General features: G+C 74.0%; 13 protein-coding genes. 8 read left to right on the top strand and 5 right to left on the bottom strand.

Annotation, left to right across the window (positions count from 1 at the left end; translation table 11 throughout):
* Window positions 1-8: 8 nt before the first annotated feature.
* Both OYE22_RS10435 and OYE22_RS10430 read right to left on the bottom strand, forming a co-directional pair.
* Window positions 9-1,796, bottom strand: a complete 1,788-nt coding sequence (locus OYE22_RS10435) for an ABC transporter substrate-binding protein (RefSeq protein ID WP_277320141.1) — start codon at window positions 1,794-1,796, stop codon at window positions 9-11.
* 163 nt (window positions 1,797-1,959) lie between these two features.
* The gene (locus OYE22_RS10430) at window positions 1,960-3,021 is read right to left on the bottom strand and encodes an ABC transporter permease (protein WP_277320140.1); all 1,062 of its coding nucleotides are present in this window, start codon (window positions 3,019-3,021) and stop codon (window positions 1,960-1,962) included.
* Window positions 3,022-3,494: 473 nt separating this feature from the next.
* Here OYE22_RS10430 and OYE22_RS10425 point away from each other — a divergent pair, with 473 nt between their 5' ends.
* Both OYE22_RS10425 and OYE22_RS10420 read left to right on the top strand, forming a co-directional pair.
* A complete protein-coding gene (locus OYE22_RS10425) occupies window positions 3,495-4,760 on the top strand; it encodes a hypothetical protein (protein WP_277320139.1) in 1,266 nt (421 codons plus the stop codon).
* Window positions 4,761-4,916: 156 nt separating this feature from the next.
* Entirely contained in the window at window positions 4,917-6,167 is a 1,251-nt protein-coding gene (locus tag OYE22_RS10420) for a hypothetical protein (protein ID WP_277320138.1), read from the top strand.
* On the opposite strand, the gene OYE22_RS10415 is transcribed toward OYE22_RS10420, so the two are convergent.
* Window positions 6,164-8,422 carry a prolyl oligopeptidase family serine peptidase gene (locus OYE22_RS10415; RefSeq protein WP_277320137.1) on the bottom strand — a complete coding sequence of 753 codons (2,259 nt, stop codon included), beginning with the start codon at window positions 8,420-8,422 and terminating at the stop codon, window positions 6,164-6,166. The two genes, OYE22_RS10420 and OYE22_RS10415, sit on opposite strands and share 4 nt — an antisense overlap.
* 645 nt (window positions 8,423-9,067) lie before the next feature.
* On the opposite strand from OYE22_RS10415, the gene OYE22_RS10410 reads away from it, so the two are divergent.
* The 4 genes from OYE22_RS10410 to OYE22_RS10395 all read left to right on the top strand — a co-directional run bounded on the left by OYE22_RS10410 (window position 9,068) and on the right by OYE22_RS10395 (window position 14,305).
* Window positions 9,068-9,262, top strand: a complete 195-nt coding sequence (locus tag OYE22_RS10410) for a hypothetical protein (RefSeq protein WP_176163905.1) — start codon at window positions 9,068-9,070, stop codon at window positions 9,260-9,262.
* A gap of 255 nt (window positions 9,263-9,517) precedes the next feature.
* Window positions 9,518-10,477 (top strand): N-acetyl-1-D-myo-inositol-2-amino-2-deoxy-alpha-D-glucopyranoside deacetylase, encoded by a 960-nt coding sequence (gene mshB / locus OYE22_RS10405; RefSeq protein ID WP_277320136.1) that lies wholly within the window; start codon window positions 9,518-9,520, stop codon window positions 10,475-10,477.
* Between the two features lie 326 nt (window positions 10,478-10,803).
* Window positions 10,804-11,172 (top strand): DUF6113 family protein, encoded by a 369-nt coding sequence (locus OYE22_RS10400; protein ID WP_277324081.1) that lies wholly within the window; start codon window positions 10,804-10,806, stop codon window positions 11,170-11,172.
* Window positions 11,173-11,371: 199 nt separating this feature from the next.
* Complete coding sequence (locus OYE22_RS10395; RefSeq protein WP_277320135.1) at window positions 11,372-14,305, top strand: peptidoglycan binding domain-containing protein; 2,934 nt, start codon at window positions 11,372-11,374, stop codon at window positions 14,303-14,305.
* Between the two features lie 177 nt (window positions 14,306-14,482).
* Here OYE22_RS10395 and OYE22_RS10390 read toward each other — a convergent pair whose 3' ends face one another.
* Complete coding sequence (locus OYE22_RS10390) at window positions 14,483-15,313, bottom strand: transglutaminase-like domain-containing protein (protein WP_277320134.1); 831 nt, start codon at window positions 15,311-15,313, stop codon at window positions 14,483-14,485.
* 29 nt (window positions 15,314-15,342) lie between these two features.
* Complete coding sequence (locus OYE22_RS10385; RefSeq protein ID WP_277320133.1) at window positions 15,343-16,518, bottom strand: GNAT family N-acetyltransferase; 1,176 nt, start codon at window positions 16,516-16,518, stop codon at window positions 15,343-15,345.
* Between the two features lie 144 nt (window positions 16,519-16,662).
* Here OYE22_RS10385 and fdxA point away from each other — a divergent pair, with 144 nt between their 5' ends.
* Together fdxA and dapC are read left to right on the top strand one after the other, a co-directional pair.
* Complete coding sequence (fdxA, locus tag OYE22_RS10380; protein WP_176163910.1) at window positions 16,663-16,989, top strand: ferredoxin; 327 nt, start codon at window positions 16,663-16,665, stop codon at window positions 16,987-16,989.
* 341 nt (window positions 16,990-17,330) lie between these two features.
* Window positions 17,331-18,452 carry a succinyldiaminopimelate transaminase gene (dapC, locus tag OYE22_RS10375; RefSeq protein ID WP_277320132.1) on the top strand — a complete coding sequence of 374 codons (1,122 nt, stop codon included), beginning with the start codon at window positions 17,331-17,333 and terminating at the stop codon, window positions 18,450-18,452.
* Window positions 18,453-18,585: the final 133 nt, after the last annotated feature.

Genomic DNA, 18,585 nt, shown 5'->3' with positions numbered 1-18,585 from the left:
GGGGGGCGTCACTTCACGAACACGGCCGTCGGGTCGACCGCGCCGTACGGCTCGTGGAACTTGACCCCGCCGATGCCCGAACCCCACAGCGTGAACAGCCGGTTGTAGAAGACCGGGACCTGCGGGATCTCCTCGGTCAGCACGCGTTCGGCCAGCCTGACCCATTCGGGGGCGGCCTTGTTCAGGTCCTCGATCCGCTCGATCCGCTCGATCTCCTTGTTGATCGCGGGGGAGTTGAGGTGGGAGTAGTTGGGCGAGCTGTCGTGGACGTTCTCGCCGCCGTAGACCGGCGGGACCACCGTCGAGCCCGAGGGCCAGTCGGCGCTCCACGAGGAGCGGTACAGGTCGTAGGTGTTGTTCACCTTGCCGATCTGCGTGTAGTACGTGCCACGGTCCAGCTCCTTCTTCTCCACCTGGAATCCGGCCGCCTCCAGGGCCCGTTCCACGACGACCGACGCGTCCTGCCCGGGCTTGTCGTTGCCGTACGCGTAGACGATCCGGTAGCCCTCCTCGCCCGCCTCCTTCAGCAACTCCTTCGCCTTCTTGATGTTGCCGCCGGGGTACTTCCGCTTCTGGAACGGGTCGAAGTCGGGGTTGTGGCCCTTGAGGGTGGGCCCGACCAGCGATCCGGCGATCTCGCCGGCCTTGGGCCCGCCGTACTGCTGGAGGTACTGGCCGCCCGGGAACGCCCAGGCCAGTGCCTCGCGGACCTTCTTGTTCTTGACCCGGCTGGTGTTGATGCTGACGACGTCCACGTACGGCTGGGTGCGGGTCAACGAGCGCGCCATCGCCCCCCGGTCCTTCAACACGGTGGAGATCTGCGCCGGGTCCACCGCGTTGTTCCAGGTCATGGCCTGTTTGTCGGCGCCCTGGTCGGCGAGGAGGCGGCGCGTGGAGTCCGTCCACTGGTGGCCGAAGGACACCTCGAAGCGGTCCACGTACTGGTGCCGGATCGGGTCGGTCTTCGGGTCCCAGTGCTTGTTGCGTACGAACGTGATGCCCTTGCCCGGCTTGAAGTCGGCGACCTTGTACGGGCCCGAGGCCACCGGCGCCTTGTTGTACCCCTCCTTCTTGTCCTTGCCCGGCGGCACCGCGCCGATGTTCGGCATGGCCACCGCGAACGGCACCTCGGCGCGCGGCTGGTCGAAGTGGAAGACGATGGTCTTCTCGTCCGGCGTGTCGAGCACCGACGCCGGCAGGTGGTCCCCGCCGTACGGGCCGTCCGGCAGCGCCTCGCGGAAGGTCTGCCCCTCGCCCGAGAGCCACTGCTGGAGGTAGAGGGGCCCGTTGGTCTGGTACTTCGCGTACAGCCGCTCGATGGAGTGCCGCACGTCCCGCGAGGTGATGGGCGTGCCGTCCTCGAACTTCAGCCCGTCCTTGAGCGTGTACGTCCAGGTCCGGCCGCCCTCCGACGACCTGCCGATGTCGGTCGCGAGGTCGCCGACCAGCTTCGTCTTCCCCGTCTTGTCGTCCACCTGGTAGCTGGTCAGCGTCCGGTTGTAGACGGTCTGCATGATCAGCTCGTCGGTGACGTAGATCTGCCCGGGGTCCAGGTACTCGTACGCGTCACGTTGCAGGACCCGTACCGTGCCGCCCTTCTTCGCGCCGGGCACCTCCTTCGCGGGGCCGGTGGAGTCGGCCGCGCTGCCCAGGGTGATGCCGTGGGCCCGCATCGTCGGCTCCGTCGAGCGGTCGCTGCCGGACCCGCCGCCCTCGCTGCACGCCGCGAGCACCAGGGCCCCGGCGGCCAGCGCGATGGCACGGGTTCTGACTTTCGATGTGCGGTTGACCGTCATGGCTGTGCATCCACCTGCCTCGTCGGACGAACACTGCTGCGCACTGTCTGCCTGGTGTTGCCTGGTTACGCCGGTCACTGTCGGGCGCGCCGACTGGCACCGCCGGGCTACGGGGCCGAGCGGGCCGGTCCGCGGTTACCTCGGCGTCTTTTCGGCGGCCGGCTCATCGGGTGGTCTTCGGGTCCATGGCGTCCCGGACGGAGTCCCCGAGCAGGTTGAAGGCCACGACGAAGACCACCATCGCCACGCCGGGGAAGAACATGTAGGTGATGTCGCCCTCGTAGAACTCGGCCCCCTTGGCGAACATCCGCCCCCAGTCCGGGGTCGGCTCTACGATCCCGACGCCGAGGAAGGAGAGGCCCGCCTCGGCGGTCACGAACATGGGGAGCATCAGCGTGGACTGCACCAGGATCGGCGTGCCCAGATTGGGCAACAACTCCTTGCGGATGATCCGCCACGGGGACGCCCCGGTCACCCGGGCCGCCTCGATGAACTCCCGCTCCCGCAGCGAGAGCACCTGGCCGCGCAGCAGCCGGGCCAACTGCATCCACCCGAGCAGCCACAACACCAGGACCAGCGCCGTCACCCGTAAATAGGTGGGTGTTTCCTTCTCCGGGCTCACGAAAAGCGCGGTGACCACCGGCATGAAGGCCACGAAGAACAACTGCTGCGGAAAGGAGAGCAGCAGATCGATGAGCCGGCCAAGGAAGTAGTCGGTGCGCCCGCCGAGATATCCGGCGGCCACTCCGATGACGATGCCGGTGACCGTGGAGAGCACGGTGGCGGCGAGACCGATGAGCAACGAGGTGCGAATGCCGTAGACGAGCTGCATCAGCACATCGCGGCCGAGTTTCGGTTCAATTCCGAACCAGAACTCGCCATCTATCCCGCCGTTGGGTTTCATCGGATAGCCGCTGACCGGGTCGAGGAGTTCCGGCCGGTCCAGGCCGTAGGTGGTGTACGCGTCCTTTCCGTACAGCCACGAGATCACCGGTGCCAGCAGCGCGACGGCGAAGAAGAACAGCACCACGAGGGCGGCGACCACGCCCGCCCGGTCGCGCCGAAAGCGGCGCCACATCAATTGCCGGGGTGAGCGGCCGACCAACTCCTTGGCCACCACCGGCTCGCCCGGACCGCTCTCTTTCGTCACCCGTCCCGGGCCCGGTGGCACGCCGCCGGCGGCGGGTTCGGGCCCTGCGGCAGCGGCCTGGAATGGACTCGTCATCGCGTAGCGCCCCCGCACTTCTCACTGGGTGTGCCGTGCTCGTGGACTACCCGCGGACGCCGCTACGCGCCGCCGGATGAGCGGGACTGTCGCAATGAATTCCCAGCTCGGTCAAGGGGGCGTCGAACGGATACCGGGCGGCTGCCACCTTCTTGAGCGAAGGTTTTGCAGATCGAGGTGGGCGCGTGCTTGACAGGCTGTACGGAAAGGCGACAGACGCCACTAAAATCTCTTTAAACCCGTTGATTTCCGGGCCGTTTCGCCGCCAGTACACGCCATCGCACCCGATCACGCCGATAGGGGAGCGCGTCGCCGACAGGAGCGCACGGCCACGGAAAGCGGGAGGTCCCCGGGGCGCCGAGACTTTTTCCGACCTCGTCGCCGCCGGCGCACTAGATCGCCCGCACGCTGGGTAGACCCCTCGTGCCGGGCGGTGCCGCTGCCCGAGCGGGGCAGTCAGGGGGGCGGCCAACGTGAGTGAACAGCAAACCATCGGGCGTGGGTTACGGATCTTCGGCGCGCTGTACTGCGCCGTGTTCGCGGCCGTCTCGCTGGCCTGGATCATCCGGGACCTGAACGAGGTCGACGAGGCGTCCACCGTGTGGTGGTACTGGGTCGGGCTGGGGACCTCCCCCTACAGCGGGGGCCTGGTCACCTCGTCCTACTACGACCTGGTCCTGCTCGTGCTCTACGTGGCGACCGGCCTGATCGTCATGCACTCCGCCGTCGCCGCCAGCGCCCTGGTCACCGTCGCGGTGGCCACCATCGCGCTGCGGTTGCCCAGCCTGTGGAACCTGCACGCCGACTGGATGGAGGGCATGCCCGGCGGCATAGCCACCCGGGCGCAACTCACGTGCTGGTCGGCGGTGTTGATCAGCGTGGCGGTGCTGTTGGCGGTCGTCGTCGCGCGCAACGCGGCCCGGCAGCGACCCCCGGCGACCGACCAGCAGCGGTACGGCACGGCCCCGCCCGCGCGGCTCGCCGAGCCCACGCCCGGCGGGGCGGGGGCGGCCTTCGCCTTCCTCGGCGGCATCGGCCTGGTCCTGATCGGCTGGCAGATCTACTACGCCCAGGACCGGGGCTGGGAGGCGTACAAGCGACAGCTCACCGGGGAGCGCTACCTCCTGACGGTCCTCGGCCAGCCCACCGGCTGGGTCGGTTGGTTCGTCGCGCTATTGGCGGTGGTGGCCGGCGCCCTCGCGCTGCGCCGGGCGCCCTACGTCCGGCCGCTGGGCCTGGTCGCCGCCCTCCTGGTCATCGCGTACTCGGTCGGTGACCTGTCGATCATCTTCAAGCTCGAGGTCCTCGACGTCATGGACAAGCTGGCCACCAGTCAGAAGCTGTACGTGTGGTCGTCCTTCGTACAGGTCGCCGCCGGCCTGGTGGCCCTCCTCGCGCTGGCCCCGCGAGGACCCGAGCACGTCACGGGCCCGCCACCCGGCTGGGGCCCCCAGCCCACACCGGGCCACGGCGGCGACGGCTACGCCACCCCCGACGGCTACGGCCCGACCCCCTCGCCCCGCGACTACCCGCCGGCCGGCGGCTATCAGGGTGGCCAACCGGCCGGTGGCTACCAGGACGGCTATCCGGGCGGCCAGCAGGGCGGCGGCTATCAGGGTGGTTACCAGGGCGAATACCAGGGTGACCAGCAGGGCGGCTATCAGGGCGGCGGCTACGGCGCCCCGCCGCCTCCGCCCCCGGCGGGCCCACCGCCCGCGAACCCGCCCGGCTCCTGGTAGGCGGGCCGCCAACTGATCGCGCGCGGCGGGCGGACGCGACCGACCGACGTAATCCGGCCGACCCGCCACCGGCGCTCTTGAGGGCGCGGGCCCTTGGGTAACCCTGCGGTGCCGGGCGGCGTCGCCGCCCGCGGGGGTGGTCAGGGGGCGGCCAACATGGGTGAGCGACGGTCCATCACGCGTGAGGTACGAAACTTCGGGGCGCTGTACTGCGCGCTGTTCGCGACCATCTCGCTGGCCTGGATCATCCGGGACCTGAACAACGTCGTCGACGGGGCCGGGCTGTGGTGGGTGTGGGTCAACCTGCCCTACCGGGTGGACGCGAGCGGCGTCGTCGCCTCGTCCTACTACGACCTGGTCCTGCTCGTGCTGTACGTGGTGACCGGCCTGAGCGTCAGGCGCTCCGCGGTCGCGGGCAGCGCCCTGGTCGCGGTCGCGGTGACCACCATCGCGCTGCGGCTGCCCAGCCTGTGGAACCTGCACGCCGACTGGATGGACGGCATCTCCAGCGGCACGGTGGCCCGAGCGCAGTTCACCTGCTGGTCGGCGGTATTGGCCAGCGTGGTGCTGTTAATGACGGTCATCGGCTCGCGCGACGCGGGGCGGCAGGCGCCGCCGGCGATCGGGCAAGGGCACGGTACGGTCCCGCCGGCCCGGTTGGCCGAGCTGACGCCGGGCGCGGGGAGAACGGCGTTCGTGGCTTTGGGCGGCACCGGTGTCCTGCTGATCTTGTGGCAGCTGCGACTCATGGCGCCGTCAGGCTGGGAGACCTACAAGGAATCTCTCGTCGGGGTGCTGCTTCTCTCCTCGCTCCTCGGTCAGCCCTACAGCTGGCCCGCCGCGGTGGTGGCGCTGTTCGCGATCGTGGCGGGCATCCGAGTTCGGAGACGGGCCCCTCATGCCCGGCCGTTCGGCCTGACAGCCGCCTTCCTGGTCACTGCCCACGGGGTCAGCAGCATGTCGCACCACCTCGAGCTCGGCCTCTGGGATCGTCTGGACAGCGGGCTATTTACCTACCTGCCCTTCGTGGAACTCCTCGCCGGTCTGGTGGCGCTCCTCGCGCTGGTCTCACAGAGTGCTGGCCACGTACCGGGGCCGTCGGGCGGCTGGGGGCCGCTACCACCGAGCTACCCGCCGGGACGTACCGAGGCAGGAGGCCACCCGGCGGCAGGCCACGGCGCCCCGCCGCTTCCCGCACGTCCGCCGCGCCCGGTGGGCCCGCCGCTCCCCACGAGCCCACCGCGCCCGTCAAGCCCGCCACCCTCGCTGAGCCCGCCACCCCCGGCGGGCCCGCCGCTGTCGGTGGAGCCGCCACCCTCGAACCCGCCCGGTCGCGGCCGGGCCCACCCGCGGCAGGCGGGCGCGCGTCACCCGCGCGGTGGCACGGGCGACGCGCCAGGCGGTTAGGCCGCGCTGCCCTCCGTGGTCGGGCCACCCGCCACATCGTCGCCACCCGGCAGTCCCAGCGAGCGGCGCAGGAAGTCCACCTGGAGCAGCAGCAAATTCTCCGCCACCTGTTCCTGCGGCGTCATGTGGGTGACGCCGGACAGCGGCACCACCTCGTGCGGGCGGCCGGCCGCGAGCAGGGCGGAGGAGAGCCGCAGCGTGTGGGCCACCACCACGTTGTCGTCGGCGAGGCCGTGGATGATCATCATCGGGCGGGCCGGCTCGGCCGCCTCGACCAGACCCTCGTCGGTGACCAGCGAGTTGCGCGCGTACACCTCGGGCTGCTCGTCCGGGTGGCCCAGGTAGCGCTCCGTGTAGTGCGTGTCGTACAGCCGCTGGTCGGTGACCGGGGCGCCGACGATCGCCGCGTGGAAGACGTCCGGGCGACGCAGCCCGGCCAGGCCGGCGAGCAACCCGCCGTACGACCAGCCACGGATGGCGACCCGCCCGAGGTCGAGCGGGAAGCGGTCGGCGAGGGCGTGCAGCGCGTCCACCTGGTCCTGGAGCGTCACCGCCGCCACCTCGTGCCGGATCGCCTTCTCCCAGCCGGGGGAGCGGCCCGGGGTACCGCGGCCGTCCGCCACGATCACCGCGAAGCCTTGGTCAGCGAACCACTGCGAGGTCAGGTACGCGTTGTGCGCCGCGAGCACCCGCTGCCCGTGCGGCCCGCCGTACGGGTCCATCAGGACCGGCAGCGGCCCGTCCCCGCTCGCGTACCCGGTGGGCAGCAGCACGGCGCAGGGGATGTTCCGCTCGCCGGCGAAGACCAGGCGCGGGGCGGCGGTCAGGACCGGGCGCTCCGCGTGGCTGGCGATCTCGGTCAGGCGCTCCCAGTCGGCCGGCGCGCGCTCGTCGTCGGCCCGTACGACCGTCACCCGCACGCCCGGCTCGGCCAGCCCCAGCGAGGGCAGCACCAGTACGTCGCCGCCGCGCACCGCGGAGGTCACGGCGGGGTCGGCGGAGAGCGCGATCGGTTCGCAGCCGCCGGGCACGTTGGGCAGCGGGCCGGCGCCGGGCCTGTCACCGCCGGCGCGGAACCACGCCCGGTAGACGCCGATCTCGCCGGGCACCCGCGGCAGGCCGGCGCCATCACCGGGCGCGGCGGAGAACAGCACGTCCCGTTCGCCGATGTCGAGCACCGCCCTGACGTGCAGGGCGTCCGAGGTGAGCCGCTGGTCGCCGACCATCAGCACGCGCGCGCCGGCCTCGTCGGCGATCCGGACCAACCGCCCGTCCGGGGTCCAGGCGGGCACCCCGGGGAAGAGGTCGAGCCACGCGTCGTCCTCGTCCGCGTGCACGGTGCGCGTCTCGCCGGTGGCGGTGTCGACCGTCAGGTAGCGCTGGGTGCGCTGGTCGCGGGCCTGCACCAGGAGCAGCGGCGGGCCGTCGGCCGACCAGTGCACCCGGGCCAGGTACGGGAACCGCCCGTGGTCCCAGGTCACCTCGGTGCGTGTGCCGTCCAGGCCGATCAGCGCGAGCGTCACGACGGCGTTGGGCGTGCCGGCCGCCGGGTAGGCCACCTCGGTCGGCTCCCGGTCCGGGTTGGCCGGGTCGGCGATCCACCAGCGCCGTACGGGGGACTCGTCCACCCGCGCGACCAGCAGCGCGTCGCTGTTCGGCGACCACCAGAAGCCGCGCGAGCGGTCCATCTCCTCGGCCGCGATGAACTCCGCGAGGCCGTACGTGACGTCCCGGCCCTCCGGCTCGGCCAGCGCCCGGTCGGCCGCGCCGTCGCTGCCGACGACGTAGAGCGTGCCGCCCGCCGCGTACGCGACGTGCCGTCCGTCGGGGGACGGGCGCGGGTCCACCACCGGCCCGTGCCCGGCGGCCGGCGACAACTCCCGCGTGGTGCCCGCGCGCAGCTCGGCGACGAAGAGCCGACCCGACAGGGCGAAGGCCGCCAACTCGACCGCACCGTCGGTCGCGTAGCCGACGACGCCGGCCGCGCCCTCGCGGCTGCGCTCGCGCCGGGCCCGCTCCTCGGCCGACAACTCCTCGCCCGCGCCGCCGAGCAACACGGCCGGGTCGGCGGCCGGGTACTCCCGCCCCTGCGCCACGTCGAGCACCCAGAGCAGGTTCGCCCGGTCGGTGCCGTGCCGCGAGCGCAGGAAGACGACGCGCGCGCCGTCCGGGGACACGCTGAACGCGCGCGGCGCCCCGAGGGTGAAGCGCTGCGTCCGCGCGTGCTGTCGAGGAAACGAGAGGTGTCCGGTCATGGGGCCGAGCCTACGGGCCGCCCCCGCGCCGGGGCGGGCCGCGGCCCGGGTCCCGGCGCGGTGCCGGGCGGGCGAGGGGGAGCGGCCGTCGCGCGCCGGGATACGCCGGGGCGCCGCCCCTGCCGCGTAGGGGTGCGGCCGGGTCGGGCGGGCCGCGGCGCGCCGGGGTGGTGCGGTGGGGCGCGCGGACCGGGCGGCGGGTGGCTCAGCGCGGGGGGCCGGGCCCGTCCGGTGGTTGGACGGAACCGGTGAGGTGGCACATGCGAACAAGCATGCGCCCCTGTCATGCCCCCACACACCGAGATGTGCGGGCCGGTGGAAAGTTATGATCCCGACCGCATGGTGGGTATGACTCAAGTTGGCCCGCCGGCCCCGGTGTTGCCGGGGCTCGTGGTGCCGGATGGCCTGCGGCGTCGGTACTTGCCGTGGGGAGCGTGGAGCGGTGGTGGCGTGGATGAACGGGCGGAGAGCGGGGTAGCTCCTCGTGCGGTGCGGCGCACGGAGCGTATGAGGGGCGGACGTTCGCCGGGTCGCGCGCGGGGTCGCGCGGGGCGTGGCGGGGGTTCGGTAGCAAGGACCTTGTCGGGAAACACCATTGAACGGCGGCCAGTAGTCGTCGACGGATGAATCTGGAGGTGAGCCGCCGTGGTGCTGTCAGTTTCGGCGGTGCTGCTGCTGGGCGTCATCACGGTCCTGCTGGTCAAGAAGAACGGCCTCAAAGCGGGACACGCCGTGGTCTGCGTGATGCTGGGCTTCTATCTCGCCGGCTCGTCCATGGCGCCCACGATCGACGAGCTGGGCACCAGCGTCGCCGACGTCATCGGCGACATCAGGTTCTAGTCGCGGGTTCCGGCGGGTTCTCCCCCTCAGGGCCGACCGCCCTCGTACGCGCCCTGACCGGGCCACCACTCCGGCGAGGCCACCGCCGCGCCGGAGCGTTGCCCGGCGCGGGTCTCGCCGTCCCGCGCGGCAGTGCGGCCCGGGCACCGCTCGGAGCGGGCCCGGCGCCGTCGCGCGCCCGGGGCCGGACGCCGGGGCGCACGCCGGCGGCCGCCGGGGGGCCCGGGTCGGGAGGCGGACTCGTAGGCTGTTCCCATGACCGTCCTTCCCGCTCGTCGTCTGCTCCTGGTGCACGCGCACCCGGACGACGAGTCGATCAACAACGGCGCCACGATGGCCGCGTACGCGGCCGCCGGCGTGCACGTGACGCTGGTGACCTGCACCCTCGGCGAGGAGGGCGAGGTGATCCCCGCCGACCTGGCCCACCTCGCCGCCGACCCGGCCACTGCCGACCCGCTGGACCCCAGACCCGCCAGCGCGCTCGGCGCCCACCGGGCGGGCGAGCTGACCGCGGCGATGGCCGCGCTCGGGGTCAGCGACCACCGGCTGCTCGGCGGCGCCGGCCGGTACCGCGACTCGGGGATGATGGGCCTGCCGCACAACCGGCGCCCCGGGGCGTTCTGGCAGGCCGACACGGACGAGGCGGCGGCCCACCTGGTCGAGGTCGTCCGCGAGGTCAGGCCGCAGGTGCTCGTCACCTACGACCCGCACGGCGGCTACGGCCACCCCGACCACATCAAGGCGCACCGGGTGGCGACGCGCGCCGCGGAGCTGGCCGCGGAGCGCGGGTTCCGCCGCGACCTGGGCGATCCGCACGAGATCGACAAGGTCTACTGGAACTGCGTCCCCCGCTCGGTGGCCGAACTGGGCCTGGCACGCGCGCACAAGCTGGCCGACACGCCGGGCGGCGCCCCGTTCGCCGGCACCGCCGCGCTGGCCGACCTGCCGGGCGTGGTCGAGGACGACGAGGTGACGACGGTGATCGACGGATCGGCGCACGCGGCGGCGAAGGCCGCGGCGATGCGGGCCCACGCCACGCAGATCACCGTGAGCGGCGACTTCTTCGCCCTCTCGAACGACCTCGGTCAGCCGCTGTTGACCACGGAGTTCTACCGCCTCGCGCGGGGGCGGCGCGGCCCGGGCCGGGCCGTCGCGGACGGCGACACCGCGTGGCCGGGCCGCGAGGACGACCTGTTCGCGGGGGTGGCCACGTGAGCGCGGGCGCGGGAGCGAGCGCCGGCAAGGGCGCGAGCGTGGCGAAGGGCGGTGCCAAGGGCCCCACCAAGGGAACGGCCAAGGGCTCAACCAAGGGAGCGGCCAAGGGCCCAACTGGGGGCGCGGCCAAGGGCTCGACTAAGGGCGCCGGTTCGGCCAAGGGAACGTCACAGGGCGCTGCCAAGGCGTCGGCGAAGGGAGCCGGTACGGGCGGAGGCGCCGGTCGTACGCCCGCGCGCAGCGCCGCCCGGGCGAGCGCGGGTTCCGGCGCGGGTGCGGGCGTCGGAGGTGGGGTGGCCGGGGGTGGCGCCTGGCTGGCCAAGCCGCTGCGCCCACTGCGGATCGCCGCGTACGCCCTGCTGGTCGTCGTCGGCGCGGTCGTCGGCATCGCCGGCGCGCTGGTCCAATCGGCGTGGTTCCCCGGCGGGTTGCTGCTGGCCCTGCTCGGCCTCGCGGCCCTGTGCTACGGCGGTCTGCACGCCACCCGGGCACGCGCCGGCGCCTGGTCGCCCGCCGGCGGATGGCTGATGGTCGTGCTGTTCCTGACCGCGACCCGGCCCGAGGGTGACTTCGTGTTCGGGTCGGGTGTCGGCTCGTATCTCTTCCTGCTGGGCGGGATGTTCGCCGGTGTGATGTGTGCCACGGTGCCGAAGGTTCCGCAACCGCCGGCCCCGGCGACCCGACTTGGGAAATGACGTCACCTTTTGGGTGTGACGTACAGATGACGCTGGGCGCGCCGCCGCGCACGCGCCGGGACTGGGGAAACGGCGGCCGACAGGTGTCGGTCGGCCGTGCCCAGTATGGTGGTGCGCGCCGCCGAGCCTCCCCTGGCCTACGGCATGGGGAACCCCAGCGCGAGATGGGGGGCGGCGGAGCTAACTGGGAGAACCTGCTTTGAGCCGTGAATCTGACAGTTCGTCCTCCGGGCCCCAGGGGCGCGGCGACGCCGCGTACCCCTCGGGTACCCCGCCGTACGGATCGCGCCAGTATCCGTCGCCGCACCCGACCCAGGAGGCCCCGTACGACAACGCCGACGCGGACGGCCCCCGGGCGCCGCGCGTGCCCGAGGAGCCGAAGACCGAGACGACGCTGACCACCCGCATCCGGATCAACATCCCGGGTTCGCGGCCGATCCCTCCGGTCGTGGTGCGGAAGCCGGTCGGCGACGACGACTCGGCGGGCTCCGGCAGCGGTTCCGCTTCTGGCGCGGCGCGCGAGTCCGGTCGCGGCGGGCAGCGCCCGGGCGGCGCGAAGGCCGGCGGGTCGGGCGGCGCGCGCCCCGGTGGCCAGGCGCGCGGCGCCGGTCGCCCCGGCGGTTCCGCTCCCGGCTCCGGTTCGGCTCCCTCCCCGGCGGCCCCCACCGCTCCCGGCACCCCCGCCTCGGCCGTGGGCCCGGCCGGCGGCACCGCCTCCGGCTCCGGCTCCCTCGCCGGTCCGGGCGACCCGGGCCCGGGCGAGGGCGAGCGCAAGGCGAGCGAGCGGACCAGCGACTGGTTCGCCCCCAGGAAGCCCAGGAACACCCAGGCCGGGGCCTCGCCCCCGGCCGCCGCCGCGCCGAGCGCGCCGACGCCGGAGACCACCCAGGAGACCACGCAGCCCTTCCCCGCCTTCGGCGCGGACGGCCTGCCGGGCGACGGCGCGTACGACGACGGGTACGCGGGACGCACCGGCTCGAAGGACTCCGCCGGCCAGGGCGGCTACCCGGACCAGGGCGCCCCCGGTGGACGCGCCGACTTCGCCGGGCCCGACCCGTTCGGCACCGGCGGGACCGGCCAGGGCGGCGGACAGCCGTACTACCCCGACTACGCCGACGGCCAGCACGGCGCCGGTCCCGGCGGCCCTGGTGGCGGGCAGGGCGATCCGCTCACCGACCCGCTGCCGGGCCCCCTCACCGACCCGCTGCCCGATCCGCTCACCGACCCGCTGGGCACCTTTCCGGGCTCCGCGCCCGAGCCCGGTGGCGTCGACGGCGCCGACCCGGGCCCCCTGCGGCCTCGCGACCGCAGCGACCTCCCGTACGACGACTGGCCGGTACGCACCGACACGCCGGCGGACGGCTTCGCCAGCCCCTGGCTCGGCGGCCAGGACGCCGCGGACCAGGCCGGCCCCGCCGGCGCGACCGGCGGGCCCGCCACCGGCGACATGCCCGTCTCGCCGCCGGACTTCGCGCCCGGGTCCGGCCCGTCCGCCGGCACGGCTCCCGGCCCCGACGCGCCGGGAGCGCCCTTCGACGCGCCGACCGGCGCCCCGGTGAGCGGTGGCCCCTTCGACGGACCCGGCCGCTACGACGGCTTCGACACGCCCGGCGGACCGGCCGGCCCGCCCCCGACCGGCGGCGGCCCCTTCGACGCGCCCGGCGCGCTGGGCAGCGGCCCCGGCGGACCGGCCGGGCCCGGCTTCGACACGCCCGGCGGGCCGTTCGACGGCCCGGGCGGCGCCGGCGGGCCGAGCCAGCACGACTTCGAGCGGCCCGGCACGGCCGGCGCTGCCGGCGACACGGCCCGGCTGACGCCGCAGCAGCCCCCCAAGAAGGCGAAGAAGGCACCGGCCGCGCCCGCCACCGGCGCCGGCGCGCCCCCCGGCCCGGGCGCCGGCGCGTCCGGCGGCCTCGGCGCGACCACCCGCGGCGGGCAGGCCGCGAACCGGCTGCCCGGCGAGCCCGAACTCACCGACAGCGAGCGCGAGGCCAAGGCGGCGCTGGACGCGCTCGCCGCCGGCAAGCGCCCGAGCGGCCCGCCGGTCTCCGGTAACACGGTGGTCAGCGGCGTACCCGCGACGGCGCCCGGCGGCGCGGGCGAGCCGCCTGCGAGCCAGCAGAGCCCCAAGCCGGCCGCCCCGGCCCCCGCCCCCAGCGGCGGTGGGAGCAAGCCCAAGAAGAAGGGCCGGTCCAAGCTCGTCATGGCGGGCGTGGGCATCGTCGGCGTGGTGTGCGTGGCGTACGGGGCGGGGCTGGTGCTCGGCCACGCGGACGTGCCCAACGGGACCACCGTGCTCGGCATCGACATCGGCGGGACCTCGAAGGAGGAGGCGGTCAAGAAGCTGGACACCCAGCTCGGCAACCGCACCACCGCGCCGATGAAGGTCTCCGTGGACGGCGAGCAACTGGAGCTCAAGCCGTCCGTCGCGGGCCTGTCGATCGACACCGAGGCCACCGTGCGGGACACCGCCGGGCGCGACTACAACCCGGTCACCGTCATCGGCTCGCTGTTCGGCGGCACCCGGGAGGCCGAGGCCAAGGTCAAGGTCGACGAGGAGAAGCTGCGGGACGCCCTCGGGCGACTCGCGGGCGAGGGCTCGGGTTCGGCGCGCGAAGGCACCATCACCTTCGAGCCCGGCCGGGCGGTGCCGGTCCACGGCAAGGCCGGCAAGGGCCTGGACGCCGACAAGTCGGTGGACGCCGTGGCCCAGGCGTACCGGGAGCGGGCCGAGACCGGCGAGAACCGGGCGGTGGCGCTGCCGAGCACGACCAGGCAGCCCAAGGTCTCGGACGCCGAGGTCGACCGCAAGATGAAGACGTTCGCCGAGCCGGCGATGTCGGGCCTGATCACCGTTCAGGCGGGCGGCCGGGAGATCCAGTTCGGCCCGGACCGCTCGCTGCCGCAGATCCTGTCCATGCGGGTGGTCGACGGCAAGCTGGTCGAGCACTACGACCTGGACGCCATAAAGCAGCTCTACGGCAGCACCTTCGACGGCGTGCTGGTCGAGCGGGGCGACGGCTCCAAGACCCCGGTCAGCCCGACGGACGTTGCGGGTGCCATGGGGCGCGCGCTCACCGGCAAGACGGTGGCCGAGCGCACGGTGGTCATCCCGAACACGACCCTGGGGTGACGCGCACTGCCCTGACACGCGCCGTCCCCTGACGCGCCGACCCGACGACGGGGCCCCGGGCAACTGGCCCGGGGCCCCGTCGTCGTGTGCGCCACGTCGCCGACCGGGCCGTCGGGCGCGCCGTGTGGTGGGCGCGCCGCCCGGTGGACCGGTGGCCGGGCCGCTGCCCGGCTGCCGCTAGTTGAGCAGGGACCGGGCCGCGCGGGCCTGGCGGCGTACCGTCTCGGCGGAGCTGGGCTCCATGGCCGAGATGACGGCCGCGTACTGCTCCATCTCCGCCGCCCCGCCCCGGAAGTCGCCGCGCTGGACCAGGAGCTGGCCCCGTTCGTAGCGCAGCCGCGCCGGGTGGCTCGGCAGCAGCAGGGACAGCTCGACCGCCCAGAGCTGGACGTCGGTGCGCTCGGGGCGGGCGGCGGCCCAGGCGCGGATGTTGTTCAGCACCCGCAGGACGATCTCCAGCGGCTCGGCCGGGGCGAGCAGCGCGGGTGACAGCGGCGCCCCCGTGGCGCCCGCCACCAGCAGCCCCGCGTCCTCGTCCGTCAGCGGTCGGCCGCCGTCGAACGGGTCCACCAGCGCGTGCGCGCCGGCCGGGTCGCCGAACCCGACCACGAAGTGGCCCGGCAGGGCGACCCCGTACACCGGCGCGCCCGCCCGTCTGGCCACCTCCAGCCAGACCACGGACAGCAGGATGGGCAGCCCCCGGCGGCGGCGCAGCACCTCGTGCAGGAGTGAGGAGTCCAGGCGCCGGTAGTCGGCCGGGGTGCCGTGGAAGCCGCACTCCTCGCCCAGCAGGCTGGCGGTGGCGCTGGCCCAGTCCCGCGGGCCGCCCGGTGCGAAGGGCAGCAGCCCGGCCAGCCGGTCCAGCTCGATCTGGGCCGCGTCCACGCCCGCCTCGCCCAGCTCCGCGTCGGCCTCCGCGCCCACCAGGAGGCACAGCAGCGCGAGGTCGGGACGCTCCTCGCGCGCCGCTTCGGCGAATCGTCGCCTTCGTTCCGTGGTGTCGTACATACGTGCCTCGTACCCTGCCGCGTACCCGCTCAGCGGGCGTCGTCCCGTGGGGCGCGGAAGTAGTGATAGGGGTGGTGCGGGCGGAAGCCGAGCCCTTCGTAGAGCGCGTGGGCGTGCGCGTTGTCCGCCTCGACCTGGAGGTAGGCCGCCGAGGCGCCCTCGGCCAGCGCGGCGCGGGACAGGGCGGCCATCACGGCGGTGGCCAGACCCCGGCGCCGGTGTTCGGGCGCCACCTCGACCGCGGCGAACCCGGCCCAGCGCCCGTCCACCACGCACCGCCCGATCGCCGCCGCCTCCTGGCCGGCCCAGACGGTGGCGAACCACACCGAGGGCCCGCCCGAGAGCACCGTGAGGCTCTCCGGCGCCGGCGTCCCGAACCGCTGGTAGCGGGCCAGCCAGGCGTCGCTGAGCGTGCGCGACAGCTCGCCCCGCGGCTCCACCGGGTCCGAGCCCGAGCCCGATCCCGAGGCGGTCCCGGCGCCGTGTGCCGAGGGCGGCGGGGCGTCGTCGGCCGGGAAGGCGTCGTCGGCCGGGAACGGCGCCGGGTCCCGGTCGGCCAGCGGCGCCAGGGCCGCCGTCCAGACCTCGGCCGTGCCCTCGTTCGTCCAGCCGCGCCGGGCCAGCTCGCTGGCCAGCGCGTCCTGCTCGGCCGTGGCGCCCTCGCTGACGTGGAAGTACGCGGGGAGTCCGCGCTCGGCGTACCATGCCCGCACCCGGCGCAGCGCCTCGTCGAGCGGCAGGCCGGGGTCGCTCAGCGGGAACACGGAGTTGGCGCGCCGGGTGAAGCCACCGGCCGCGCGCAGCTCCCAGCCCGAGCCGGAGGCCAGCCCCGCTGCGGGGTCGGCGCCGGCGGGCGCCAGCCGGGCCCGCTCGGCCGGGGGCCAGGAGCGGGCGGCGATCCGGTCGATCTCCATCGCGTCGGCGGCCGGGCCGCGCCGGCGGGCGGGCGGCGAACCGGGGCGGGCGCCGGGCACGGACGGGATGACCTTGCCCGCCACGAGCGTGTTCTCCGCGATGCGGACATCCTCGCCGGTCTTACGCGTGATCCGCACCACACCCCCAGTCCAGGATGCAAGGACCCCTACCGTGTCGGTGAACTTCTGGGGCCCACCCCCTGGATCGTTCAGGCGTCGCACCGATACGCGTTTTCCCACGTCAGCGGGGGAAATTCGGACCTCAAGTCGTCCGCCCGTGGTGAACTCCACAGCTCTGTCCGCCCCTCATGTTCGTCTCCTGCCCCGGAACGGAGATACTAGGTGTGGGCATCGACGACGCCGCGCTCCCGCGCGCCACGCGGCGGGGCCACACAAACACCGGTCCCGCCAGCCCTACCGAGGAGGAACGACAGCGTGACCTACGTCATCGCGGAGCCTTGTGTTGACCTGAAGGACAAGGCCTGCATCGAGGAATGCCCCGTCGACTGCATTTACGAGGGCTCGCGGTCCTTGTACATCCATCCTGACGAATGCGTCGACTGCGGTGCGTGTGAGCCGGTCTGCCCGGTCGAGGCCATCTTCTACGAGGATGACACTCCCGAGGAGTGGAAGGACTACTACAAGGCGAACGTGGAGTTCTTCGACGAGCTCGGCTCGCCCGGTGGGGCCTCGAAGCTCGGCCTGATCGAGCGGGACCACCCCTTCATCGCAGCGCTCCCGCCGCAGAGCCACGACGAGTGATCCGCGGCCGTGACGAGTGACCGCTGACCTCGTCCGGCCCCGCCAGGCTCCGCGCGAAGAGCGCGGTCTCGGTCCCGTACGGCCCTCCCCGCCCCCGTGGCGCGCGCGACGGGCCGCACGGGGCCGAGACGTTTTCCGGGCCGTCGCGTACGGGCCGGGACATGCGAGCAGCGTGACCGGGGCGGCCCACGCCGCAGCTGCGGCACGCGACCCCGTGCCACCAGAGCCATCACAGCCATCACAGCCATCACGACCGTCACAGCCATTGGCCCAGCGGCCATCGCAGGCGTCACAGCCACCAGCACCACAGACACCACAGGCATCACAGGAAACGAGGCACCGTGTCCCCCGTCACCGACCGCCTTCCCGTCTTCCCCTGGGACCGGCTTGAGCCGTACAAGGCCACCGCGACCAGTCACCCGGACGGCATCGTGGACCTCTCGGTCGGTACCCCGGTGGACCCGGTCCCCGCCGCGATCCAGCGCGCCCTGACCGACGCGGCCGACAGCCCCGGCTACCCCACCGTGTGGGGGACCGTCGCGCTCCGCGACGCCATCGCCGGCTGGGTCGAGCGCCGGCTCGGCGCCCGCGAGGTGGAGCACGCGCAGGTGCTGCCGGTCGTCGGGTCGAAGGAACTGGTGGCCGCCCTGCCGACGCAGCTCGGGCTCGGCACCGGCGACCGGGTCGCCTTCCCGCGCCTGGCCTACCCGACGTACGAGGTCGGCGCGCGGCTCGCGCGGGCCGAGCCCGTCCCGTACGACGAGGACCTCTTCGCCGACGACGCCAGGCTGGCCGCGTTCGACCCGGCGGGGCTCAGGCTGTTGTGGCTCAACTCGCCGTCCAACCCGACCGGCCGCGTCATGGGCGTCGACGAACTGCGCCGGGCCGTGGCGTGGGCCAGGCGGCACGGGGTGCTGCTGGTCAGCGACGAGTGCTACCTGGAACTCGGCTGGGACGCCGAGCCGGTCTCGGTGCTGCGCGAGGACGTGTGCGGCGGCTCCTTCGACGGCCTCGTCGCCGTCCACTCGCTCTCCAAGCGCTCCAACCTGGCCGGCTACCGCGCGGCCTTCCTGGCCGGCGACGCGGCCGTGCTGCGCGAACTCCTCGTGATCCGCAAGCACAGCGGGCTGATGACGCCCGCCCCGGTGCAGGCGGCCACCGTCGTGGCGCTGGGCGACGACACGCACGTCGCCGAGCAGCGGGAGCGGTACGCCCGCCGGCGCGCGGCGCTGCGCGGCGCGCTGGAGGCGTACGGCTTCCGCATCGAACACAGCGAGGCGTCGCTCTACCTGTGGGCCACGCGCGACGAGCCGTGCTGGGAGACCGTGGGCGACCTGGCCGGGCGCGGCATCCTGGTGGCCCCGGGCGACTTCTACGGGCCGGCGGGGGAGCGCTTCGTACGGGTCGCCGTGACGGCGACGGACGAGCGGGTCGCGGCGGCGGTCGCCCGCCTCAAGGGCTGACGCCCGCCTGGAGGGCTGGCGCCCGGCTGGGGGACTGACACCCCTGACGCCCGGCCCAGCCCGGGCCGGTCCGGGCCTCGTCGGGAGCCGGCGGGGCTCGGCGCCCGGTGTGCGGGTACGCGAAACGGGCCCG

It is taken from the genome of Streptomyces sp. 71268 (genome assembly GCF_029392895.1).
Classification (GTDB): Bacteria; Actinomycetota; Actinomycetes; order Streptomycetales; family Streptomycetaceae; genus Streptomyces.
The sequence above is the reverse complement of the archived record's forward strand: the minus strand, read 5'-3'. Positions and strand labels throughout refer to the sequence as shown.

Excerpts from the sequence above, each read along its gene's own strand:
- OYE22_RS10435 (WP_277320141.1), bottom strand. The coding sequence starts at position 1,796 with ATGACGGTCAACCGCACATCGAAAGTCAGAACCCGTGCCATCGCGCTG.
- OYE22_RS10430 (WP_277320140.1), bottom strand. The coding sequence starts at position 3,021 with ATGACGAGTCCATTCCAGGCCGCTGCCGCAGGGCCCGAACCCGCCGCC.
- OYE22_RS10420 (WP_277320138.1), top strand. The coding sequence starts at position 4,917 with ATGGGTGAGCGACGGTCCATCACGCGTGAGGTACGAAACTTCGGGGCG.
- OYE22_RS10415 (WP_277320137.1), bottom strand. The coding sequence starts at position 8,422 with ATGACCGGACACCTCTCGTTTCCTCGACAGCACGCGCGGACGCAGCGC.
- mshB (WP_277320136.1), top strand. The coding sequence starts at position 9,518 with ATGACCGTCCTTCCCGCTCGTCGTCTGCTCCTGGTGCACGCGCACCCG.
- OYE22_RS10390 (WP_277320134.1), bottom strand. The coding sequence starts at position 15,313 with ATGTACGACACCACGGAACGAAGGCGACGATTCGCCGAAGCGGCGCGC.